This is a genomic window from Kitasatospora sp. NPDC096140, assembly GCF_040303045.1.
Classification (GTDB): Bacteria; Actinomycetota; Actinomycetes; order Streptomycetales; family Streptomycetaceae; genus Kitasatospora.
In genome coordinates this window covers 73,096-80,366 of record NZ_JBEOUW010000031.1, presented here as the reverse complement: position 1 = coordinate 80,366, position 7,271 = coordinate 73,096, and the positions used below count along the sequence as shown (strand labels likewise).

The 7,271-nt window shown below is 74.3% G+C and carries 7 protein-coding genes; 2 read left to right on the top strand and 5 right to left on the bottom strand.

What is annotated here, in order from left to right:
• Window positions 1–280: 280 nt before the first annotated feature.
• The 5 genes from ABT048_RS28330 to ABT048_RS28310 form a co-directional block, all read right to left on the bottom strand.
• Window positions 281–931 (bottom strand): Pr6Pr family membrane protein, encoded by a 651-nt coding sequence (locus ABT048_RS28330; protein WP_350524357.1) that lies wholly within the window; start codon window positions 929–931, stop codon window positions 281–283.
• A gap of 145 nt (window positions 932–1,076) precedes the next feature.
• The gene (locus tag ABT048_RS28325; RefSeq protein WP_350524389.1) at window positions 1,077–1,790 is read right to left on the bottom strand and encodes a response regulator transcription factor; all 714 of its coding nucleotides are present in this window, start codon (window positions 1,788–1,790) and stop codon (window positions 1,077–1,079) included.
• A gap of 17 nt (window positions 1,791–1,807) precedes the next feature.
• Window positions 1,808–3,076, bottom strand: coding sequence for a sensor histidine kinase (locus tag ABT048_RS28320; protein ID WP_350524356.1), 1,269 nt, complete (start codon window positions 3,074–3,076; stop codon window positions 1,808–1,810).
• Complete coding sequence (locus ABT048_RS28315) at window positions 3,073–4,053, bottom strand: hypothetical protein (protein ID WP_350524355.1); 981 nt, start codon at window positions 4,051–4,053, stop codon at window positions 3,073–3,075. The genes ABT048_RS28320 and ABT048_RS28315 overlap by 4 nt, the downstream gene beginning before the upstream one ends.
• Before the next feature lie 123 nt (window positions 4,054–4,176).
• Window positions 4,177–4,746, bottom strand: a complete 570-nt coding sequence (locus ABT048_RS28310; RefSeq protein ID WP_350524354.1) for a GNAT family N-acetyltransferase — start codon at window positions 4,744–4,746, stop codon at window positions 4,177–4,179.
• Window positions 4,747–4,941: 195 nt separating this feature from the next.
• Here ABT048_RS28310 and ABT048_RS28305 point away from each other — a divergent pair, with 195 nt between their 5' ends.
• The gene (locus ABT048_RS28305; RefSeq protein ID WP_350524388.1) at window positions 4,942–6,126 is read left to right on the top strand and encodes a CaiB/BaiF CoA transferase family protein; all 1,185 of its coding nucleotides are present in this window, start codon (window positions 4,942–4,944) and stop codon (window positions 6,124–6,126) included.
• Window positions 6,127–6,128: 2 nt separating this feature from the next.
• Complete coding sequence (locus tag ABT048_RS28300) at window positions 6,129–7,271, top strand: acyl-CoA dehydrogenase family protein (protein WP_350524353.1); 1,143 nt, start codon at window positions 6,129–6,131, stop codon at window positions 7,269–7,271.

The window sequence follows — 7,271 nt, the reverse complement described above, 5'->3', positions numbered from 1 at the left end:
GGCCGCCAACGCTGCGGCTGGGCGTCCGGGGCGTCCTGGGCGGCCGGGCCGCCCTGGTCGCCCCGGGCGGCCCCGCCCCCCCCCCGGGGGGCCGCCCCCCGGGCGGGGCCCCCCCCCCCGCCCGGCTCGTCGGGAGTGAACACCGGGGTGCGGAGCCGGCTCCGAGGCGTTTTGACGGCGGGTGGAAAACCGTCGGCCGAAGCCCCAACTCAGACGCGCGGGCGGTCGCTCCGGGTGCCGGTCCCGGCACCGCCCCCGGTGCCGCGTCCCGGTGCTACGGCTACGGCTGCGGCGCGGGGCGCAGTCTGCCCGCGACCAGTGTCCCGAGCCGGTCCAGCCCGACGACGAGGGCGGCGAGCACGACGAACTCGACGGTCAGCTGGGCGATCTGCCCCCAGACGTAGCCGTAGCCCTTGGTGGTCGGGTCGAAGAAGAAGTACGGGTAGGGCAGCGGGTAGTCGTCGAACAGCGCGTTGCGGGTGAGCACGATCGCCGCGTAGCCGAGCGGGAAGGCCAGCCAGAGCGGTATGTCCTTCCAGGCCGCCGCGTTGCGCGGCTTCAGGACCAGCCAGTCGACGATCACCATCACCGGCGTCACGTAGTGCAGGAAGAAGGACGACCAGTTCGCCAGCCGGTCCGGCCCGCTGACCAGGCCGGGCAGCGGGTTGGCGCCGTGCTGCAGCAGGACGTGCGAGACCAGCCCGGTGATCAGGATGTACAGCGTGGCTGCGCCGCGCAGCCGGGGCGCGGGCGCGTCCACGCTGCCGCGCCGGTCCATCCAGTACACCGCTCCGATGAAGTAGCCGAGCACGATCACGTTGCTCTGCACGGTGAAGTACACCAGCGGTGCCGTTCCGAGGGTCAGGCCGAGGCCTGCCGAGAGCACGATTCCCATGCGCCACCACAGCGCGGGTCGGGTCCGGACTGTCATGCGGCCACCAGTTCGTTTCAGGCGATACGGGAGGTATCGGACGGCTGAGGGGAAGGTCGCACTCTACTCGCCGGTACCGGCGGGGTGGAACCCGTGTGCGATCCCCGCGGACCTCCGGTGGGCTCCCGCGCCCGCCTGCGGGTGTTCAGCCCGGCAGCACGAACCCCGACTCGTACGCCGCGATGACCGCCTGGGTGCGGTCCCGCGCGCCGAGCTTGGCGAGCACGCTGCCGACGTGCGTCTTCACCGTCTCCTGGCTCACCACCAGCCGGGCGGCGATCTCGCCGTTGTTCAGCCCGGTGGCCATCAGCCGCAGCACCTGCCCCTCCCGTTCGGTCAGCCGCCCGATCGGCCCCCGGTCGGCGCCGGCCTCCCGCCGGCGGTCGTTGCCGTGCCGCACCGCGAGTTCGCGGACGGCCGCCGGGAAGAGCAGCGAGTCCCCGCGTGCGACCAGCCGTACCGCCTGCACCATCTCCTCGGCCCGGGCCCGCTTCAGCAGGAACCCGGCCGCGCCCGCGCGCAGCGCGTCGTACACGTGGTCGTCGTGCTCGAAGGTGGTGACCACCAGGATCCTCGGCGGCTCGGCCATCCCGCCGACCAGCTGCTCGGTGGCCCGGATCCCGTTGATGCCGGGCATCCGGACGTCCATCAGCACGACGTCCGGCCGCAGCTCGCGCACCAGCGGGACGACCTCCGCGCCGTCGGCTGCCTCGCCGACCACGGTGAGGTCCGGCTCGGCGTCGATCACCACCCGCAGACCCATCCGGACCAGCCGTTCGTCGTCGGCGATCACCACCCGGATGCCGTCGGTGCCGCCGTTCGTCAGGCCGTCCGTGCCGCTCCCCATTCCGCTGCCCATGCCGTTCCCGTCGTTCGTCATGCGGTCCCTCCCACCGGCAGCCACACGGCCAGCCGCCACGTCGTGCCGTCCGCGCTCGGCCCCACCGTGCTGCCGCCCCGCAGGGCGGCTGCGCGCTCCCCGATTCCGCGCAGCCCGCGCCCGCCGCCGGGTCGGCTCGGACGGGCGGGGCCCAGCGGGTTGGTCAGTTCGATCTCCAGTCGGCCGGCGGCCAGCCCGACCCGCAGCCCGGCCGGGGCCGGTCCGGCGTGCCGCAGCACGTTGGTCAGGCCCTCCTGCACGATCCGGTAGGCCTCGCGGGAGACCGGGGCCGGCAGGGCGGCCAGGCCGGGGGCCAGGTCGGCGTCCACCGTCACCCCGGTGCGGGCGAGTTGGCGCAGCAGGTCGTCCAGCCCGGCGAGGGTGGGCCCGGCCGGTCCGGCGGCCTCCGGGTCCTCCTCGCGCAGCAGGCCGAGCACGGTGTCGAGTTCGCTGACGGCCGCCCGCGCGGTCTCCTCGATCGCCTGCAAGGCCTCGGCGGCGAAGTCGGGGTTGGTCCGCAGCACCCGGGCGGCCGCCGAGGCCTGGATGCCGACGGCGCTCAGCGCGTGCCCGACCGAGTCGTGCAACTCGCGGGCCAGCCGGTTTCGTTGGGCGAGCACGGTGGCCCGGCGCTCGACGGCGGCGAGCCGCTCCTCCGGGGTCGGGCCGAGCAGGGCGGGCGCCCAGCGGGCGAGCAGGGCTCCGCAGCCGGCGTTGGCGAGCAGCACCAGCAACAGGACGGCGAGGCCGAGGGTGGGGCCGGTGAACATCCAGCCCGGGAAGCGGTCCTCCCAGAAGCGGACGAGGTCCTCGGCCCCGCCGAAGGAGAACATCAGCACCACGGCGAACGGCACCCCGGCCAGCGTCATCCCGGCGACCACCCCGCCGAAGAACACGTGCAGCACGTACCAGACCGCGGTGCGCCACCGGGCCGGCCAGGTGCGGGCCGGGCCGGTGGCCAGCTCCTCGGACCGTTCGGCTGTGCACAGCGCCCGGGCGGCCGCGCCCTCCAGCCCCCGGACCGTGGGCACCAGCGCGGTGACGGCGGCCATCGGCAGCGAGGTGAACAGGGAGAGGAACTGCAGCAGCGCCTGCCGGGCGTTGCCCTGCTCGGGGTTGAGCGCCCCGAGCAGCACCACCGACAGCAGCCAGTACGGCATCAGCAGCGCGCCGCCCAGCACCAGGTGCACCCAGCGCAGCCGGGCTCGCCGCCCGACCACCGCCCCCGCCGCACGCCGCAACCGCGTGCCCGCCCCCGTGATCACCTGGGTGACTCTACGTCAGGGGTGCTCGCCCGGGCTCCCCGTTCGGTCAGCGCGACCGCCCCGACGGCCAGCATCAGCACCGCGGTCACCACCTGGCCGGCCTGCACCAGCGGCATCAGCCCGGGCACCGCCATCCGCAGCTCGGTCACCCGGGTCGTCGTCGCCCCGAAGGCCACCAGTTGCCAGCTGCCCCAGCCGAACAGCGAGCCGGCCGCCGTCCAGGCCACCAGCAGCGGACCGAGCAGCCGCCGCCGCGGCCGGACCCGGAAGACCACCACCAGCAGGGCCGCCGCGGCAGCCACCGCCATCACGGCGGTCACCCCGTCCATCACCGCCACGCCCCGGTTCCGCTCCTGCGCCATCGCGGCCGGCACCCCGGCGGTGCCGCCGAGCGACCAGTACGTCCGGGCCGTCGCGACACCGGTGGCGAGCAGCGCGGCGACGCAGGCGAGGGTGCGTTGCACGGCCAGCGTGGGGGAGCGCGGCAGGTCGCCGATCCGGTCCGCGAGCAGCCCGGCCCACCGCCGCCGGGCGTACAGGGCGAAGGCGGTGATCAGCGCGAGGCCCTGCACCGCGAACCCGCCGTACACGACGACGAAGACCCAGCTGCCGAGGCCCTTGTCGTCCGGCGCGGTGCCGTGCTCCGGGCCCAGCACCAGGGTGCTCAGCAGGGACAGCGGCAGCGCCACGAGGAGGGTGCCGAGCAGCCCGGTCGCCACCCACATCGGGAACGCCACCAGCCCGGCCGGGGCCCGCCGCCCCCACGGCCGTACGAAGGCCAGCGCCAGGGCGACGGCGATCGCGTCCATCCCGAAGGTGAGCAGGTTCAGCAGCCAGAGCCGGTCCATCCCGGCGGGGTCGTCCGACCCCACCGGATGGCCGGTCAGCCAGAGCAGCTTGAGCGTCAGGTACGGCCCCGTCGCCGCCACCGCCGTCCACGCGGCCCCGGCCCGTACGACGGTCTCGTTGATCCTCATGCCCCCACGGTCGCGCCGGGACCGGCTCCCCGTCCTCCGCCCGGGGCGTGATCCCGCTCCCCCCGGCGGGGGATGTCCGGCTCAGTCCGTCCGGCTCGGTCCGTCCGGCTCAGGCCATCCGGCTCAGGCCATCCGGTGGATCAGCCGGTCCTCGGCGTCGACCCGTCCGTCCGGGTCGGCCACCAGCCCGAGCCGTTCGGCGAGCCGGCGGGAGGGCAGGTTGTCGGCCCGGATCAGCGCGACGACCGGGATCCCCGGGAACCGCGGGCGCCCCTGCGCCATCGCCGCCCGTGCGGCCTCCGCCGCGTAGCCCTTGCCCCAGGCGGACGGCCGGAACCGGTAGTAGAGGTTGAACACCCGCTCCCCGTCCAGCGTGTGCAGGTACAGCCCGGCGAAGCCGATGATCACCTCCGGCTCGTCCCGCGTCGACACGGCGCAGTACCCGATGCCGTCCCGCACCCAGTCCGCCACGAAGCCGTCCAGCGCCTCCTGGGCCTGCGCGAGGTCCCGCTGCGGCCCGTGCGGGTTGTACCGGTTGGTCTCCGGGTCCCCGTGCACGGCGAACATCGCCTCGGCGTCGCCCTCCTGCGGCCGGGTGAGCACCAGCCGCTCGGAGACGGCGACGACCGTGCGGTCGGTGGCGGGCCGGTCGGTGGAGGTCCGGTCGGTGACGGTCCGGTCGGTGATGGTCATGGCGCTTCCCCCGTGGTTCTTCGTGTCCTTCGTAATGGATGCAACGCAGACTAGGCCATTACACCGACAGGCGCCCGGCCAATTTCCGCCGGTGGGCCCCGGGGTGGCGCGGACCGGCGCGGAGGTCTTGTTACCGGCGGGTCGCTTGCCTATCATCGCGAGTGTTACAGCTTTACTGTCAAACCCCGAAGGGTTCTGCGGCCAGTGCGTGACTCAAGCGGTGCACCGGGCTCGGGCGGCCCGTTGGCGGGCGTGCGGGTGGTGGAGCTCGCCGGGATCGGACCGGGGCCGTTCGCGGCGATGCTGCTGGGGGACCTCGGCGCGGACGTGGTGCGGGTGGACCGGCCGGAGCCGTCGCCGCTGGGGACGGACCCGGCCCACGACCTCAGCAACCGCAACAAGCGCTCGGTGCTGGTCGACCTGAAGTCGCCCGAGGGCCCCGGGCTGGTGCTGGACCTGGTGGAGCGGGCCGATCTGCTGATCGAGGGCTACCGGCCGGGCGTCGCGGAGCGGCTCGGGGTCGGGCCCCGGGACTGCCTCGCGCGAAATCCGGCGCTGGTGTACGGGCGGATGACCGGCTGGGGCCAGCACGGCCCCCGGGCTGCGACCGCCGGGCACGACCTCGGGTACGCGGCGGTCGCCGGGGTGCTCGGGATGGTGGCCGCGCCGGGCGGTGCCGAGGAGGCGCCGGGCATCCCGGCCAACCTGCTCGGCGACTACGCGGGCGGCTCGCTCTACCTGGTCGTCGGCCTGCTCGCCGCGCTGCACCACGCCCGGGCCACCGGCGCCGGCCAGGTGGTGGACGCGGCGATCGTCGACGGCGCGGCACACCTCGGCAGCATGCTGTGGGGCCTGCTCGCGGCCGGGCACTGGCAGGACCGCCGGGGTGTCAACCTGCTCGACGGCGGCGCCCCGTTCTACGCGGTCTACCGGACGGCGGACGGCGGACACCTGGCCGTCGGCGCGCTGGAGCCGCGCTTCTACGCCGAGTTCGCCCGACTGCTGGAGCTTGGCCCGGACGCGCCCGGCCAGCACGACCTCGCCCGCTGGCCCGAGCTGCGCGCCCTGATCGCCGCCCGCTTCGCCACCCGGACCAGGGCCGAGTGGGAGGCCGTCTTCGCCGGCTCCGACGCCTGCGTGGAACCCGTACTGACGATGCGTCAGGCGGCAGCCGACGCGCACCTGTCGGCCCGCGGGACGTACGTCGAGGCGGGCGGCGTCACCCAGCCGGCCCCCGCCCCCCGCTTCTCCGCCACCCCCGGCGCGCTGCGCCGCCCGCCGGCCCGACCGGGCGCGGACACCGCCGAGGTGGCCCGCGACTGGGGCGTGCCGTCACTCGGCCTGTCGGCCCCCGACTCCGTAGCAGAGCAAGGAGAGTAGCGTTGCAGCGCGAGATCTTCACCGAGCAGCACGACGACTTCCGGGCCACCGTCAAGGCGTTCCTCGCCAAGGAGGTGCTGCCGCACTACGACCGCTGGGAGAAGGCGGGCATCGTCGACCGGTCGGCCTGGCTCGCGGCCGGCCGGCAGGGCCTGCTCGGCATCGCCGTCCCCGAGGAGTTCGGCGGCGGTGGCACCCCGGACTTCCGCTACGCCGCCGTACTGGCCGAGGAGTTCGCCCGGGCCGGCGCCTCCGGACTGGCGATCGGCCTGCACAACGACATCATCGGCCCCTACCTGACCTCGCTCGCCACCGAGGAGCAGAAGCGCCGCTGGCTGCCCGGCTTCTGCTCCGGCGAGCTGATCACCGCGATCGCGATGACCGAGCCCGGCGCCGGCTCCGACCTACAGGGCATCCGCACCCAGGCGGTCGACCGGGGTGACCACTTCCTGCTCAACGGCGCCAAGACCTTCATCTCCAACGGGATCCTCGCGGACCTGGTCGTCGTGGTGGCCCGCACCACCCCTGAGGGCGGCTCGCGCGGCCTGAGCCTGCTGGTCGTCGAACGCGGCACGCCCGGCTTCGAGCGCGGCCGCAACCTCGACAAGATCGGCCAGAAGGCCCAGGACACCGCCGAGTTGTTCTTCGAGGACGTCCGGGTGCCGAAGGAGAACCTGCTCGGCGAGCTCAACGGCGGCTTCGTCCACCTGATGCAGAACCTCGCCCAGGAACGGCTCACCATCGCGGCCTCGGCGATCGCCGGCGCCGAGTACCTGGTCGAGATCACCACGGACTACGTCAAGCAGCGCGAGGCCTTCGGCCGGCCGCTCGCCAAGCTGCAGCACGTCCGCTTCGAGATCGCCGAACTGGCCACCGAGTGCGCCGTCACCCGGACCTTCGTCGACCGCTGCATCACCGAGCACAACCGCTACGCGCTCACCCCGGCCGACGCCTCGATGGCCAAGTGGTGGGCCACCGAACTGCAGAAGCGCACCGCCGACCGGTGCCTCCAACTGCACGGCGGCTACGGGTACATGAGCGAGTTCCCGGTCGCCCGGGCGTTCACCGACGGCCGCATCCAGACCATCTACGGCGGCACCACCGAGATCATGAAGGAGATCGTGGGCCGCTCCATCCTCGGCTGA

What these genes read in the sequence shown, in the direction of transcription:
- ABT048_RS28330 (WP_350524357.1), bottom strand. Translation starts at nt 931, where the DNA reads ATGACAGTCCGGACCCGACCCGCGCTGTGGTGGCGCATGGGAATCGTG.
- ABT048_RS28325 (WP_350524389.1), bottom strand. Translation starts at nt 1,790, where the DNA reads ATGGGCAGCGGAATGGGGAGCGGCACGGACGGCCTGACGAACGGCGGC.
- ABT048_RS28315 (WP_350524355.1), bottom strand. Translation starts at nt 4,053, where the DNA reads ATGAGGATCAACGAGACCGTCGTACGGGCCGGGGCCGCGTGGACGGCG.
- ABT048_RS28310 (WP_350524354.1), bottom strand. Translation starts at nt 4,746, where the DNA reads ATGACCATCACCGACCGGACCGTCACCGACCGGACCTCCACCGACCGG.